The sequence below is a fragment of the Streptomyces sp. NPDC060027 genome (assembly GCF_042737005.1).
GTDB lineage: Bacteria > Actinomycetota > Actinomycetes > Streptomycetales > Streptomycetaceae > Streptomyces.
Genome location: NZ_JBHWVI010000453.1, coordinates 1 through 1,544 on the forward strand (window position 1 = coordinate 1; position 1,544 = coordinate 1,544).

A 1,544-nucleotide genomic window follows, 5' to 3' on the forward strand; every position below is an offset into this window, starting at 1 on the left:
CATCCAGTACGAGGACTTCCGGCCGGCACACCGAGAGCACGCACCGGGCGCCGCTCCTTGACGGGCAAACGTTGCCTGCCGCGGCACTAGGTCCGCTTGAGCGTGCGCACCGGCGCGCCGGGCTTCCAGACCTGGACGACCAGATACGTGTCGTCCTCGACATAGGTCCGCGTGACCTCCGTCAGCTCGGTGCGGAAGAGGTGGAACGGCTCCGGCGGTTCCACCTCTTTCACGTACGCGACCTTCGCCGGGACGTCGTCGCCGACCTCCACCGCCCGCCCGCTGATCCGTACGTCGCCGCCGCCCATGTCCGTGCCGGCCCCCGGGTTCGTCTGGAGCGCGAAGCGCGGGTCGCGGCGCAGGTCGAGCGCCTTGAGGGAGTCCGGCATCATGCCGAGCCACAGCTCGCCGTTCAGGAAGCGCGCCTCGATGCCGGAGGTACGGGGCGAGCCGTCCTTGCGGAGGGTCGCCAGGACGTGGTGGGTGAAGGCGCCGAAGCGCTGTTCGACGGTCTCGGCGAGGTCCGGTTCGGCCGTCGAGAGAGCTTCCCAGTTCATGGCAGCGAGTCTGACGCGTATACCGGACATCTCCTGTCGGGTTTTGTCGGTGTCCCTCTTTGTTCCTGTTTTTTCTCTCACGGAACACCCCTGTTCTCCTGCGCTGACCCCGGGTAACTTCCGCTGCGTACCGAACACGCCAGTGGCTGGAGGACATATGCACGGGCCCACTCCGCCCCTGCCCCGCCCCACCGACCAGCTGCGGTTCGCCATGCCGCCGATGCACGAATCGATGGACGACGAACGGCGGCACCGCAAGGAGCGGCTGGCCGGCGCCCTCCGGCTGTTCGGACGGCTCGGCTTCGAGGACGGCGTCTCCGGACACATCACGGCGCGCGACCCGGAGTACAGCGACTGCTTCTGGGTCAATCCGTTCGGCATGCCGTTCAAGCACGTCACCGTGAGCGACCTGGTCATGGCCAACCAGGACGGGCAGGTGATCCAGGGCCGCTACCACGTGAACCAGGCGGCGTTCACCGTGCACTCCCAGGTCCACGCCGCCCGCCCCGACGTCGTCGCCGTCGCCCACTGCCACTCGGTGAACGGCCGCGCCCTCGCCGCCCTCGGCGATCTGCTCGACCCGATCACCCAGGAGAGCTGCGCGTTCTACGAGGATCACGCGCTGTACGACGCCTACACCGGGGTCGCCGTCGACGCGGAGGAGGGCCGCAGGATCGCGTCCGCGCTGGGCAGCCGCAAGGCGCTGGTGCTGCGCAACCACGGACTGCTGACCGTCGGGGACTCGGTGGACGCGGCGGCCTGGTGGTTCCTGTCCATGGAACGGTCGAGCCAGGTCCAGCTCACCGCGAAGGCCGCGGGCCGGCCCCTCCTCATCGACCACAAGCAGGCGGTCGCCACCCGGGAACAGCTCGGGGGTGACCTGGTGGCGTGGATCAACTACCAGCCGCTGTGGCAGGACATCAGCCGCAGCGAACCCGATCTCCTCAGCTAGGGGCGGTCGTTGCCTGTCGCGGCACTAGTGCCGGG

General features: G+C 69.0%; 2 protein-coding genes. One reads left to right on the forward strand and one right to left on the reverse strand.

The genetic code is table 11. The annotated features are described in order from the left end of the window. Positions 1-86: 86 nt before the first annotated feature. A complete protein-coding gene (locus ACFWBT_RS42950) occupies positions 87-557 on the reverse strand; it encodes a pyridoxamine 5'-phosphate oxidase family protein (protein ID WP_385710262.1) in 471 nt (156 codons plus the stop codon). Positions 558-714: 157 nt separating this feature from the next. Here ACFWBT_RS42950 and ACFWBT_RS42955 point away from each other — a divergent pair, with 157 nt between their 5' ends. Beyond that, positions 715-1,509, forward strand: coding sequence for a class II aldolase/adducin family protein (locus ACFWBT_RS42955; protein WP_385710265.1), 795 nt, complete (start codon positions 715-717; stop codon positions 1,507-1,509). The last annotated feature ends 35 nt before the right edge of the window (positions 1,510-1,544 follow it).

Excerpts from the sequence above, each read along its gene's own strand:
- ACFWBT_RS42955 (WP_385710265.1), top strand. The coding sequence starts at position 715 with ATGCACGGGCCCACTCCGCCCCTGCCCCGCCCCACCGACCAGCTGCGG.
- ACFWBT_RS42950 (WP_385710262.1), bottom strand. The coding sequence starts at position 557 with ATGAACTGGGAAGCTCTCTCGACGGCCGAACCGGACCTCGCCGAGACC.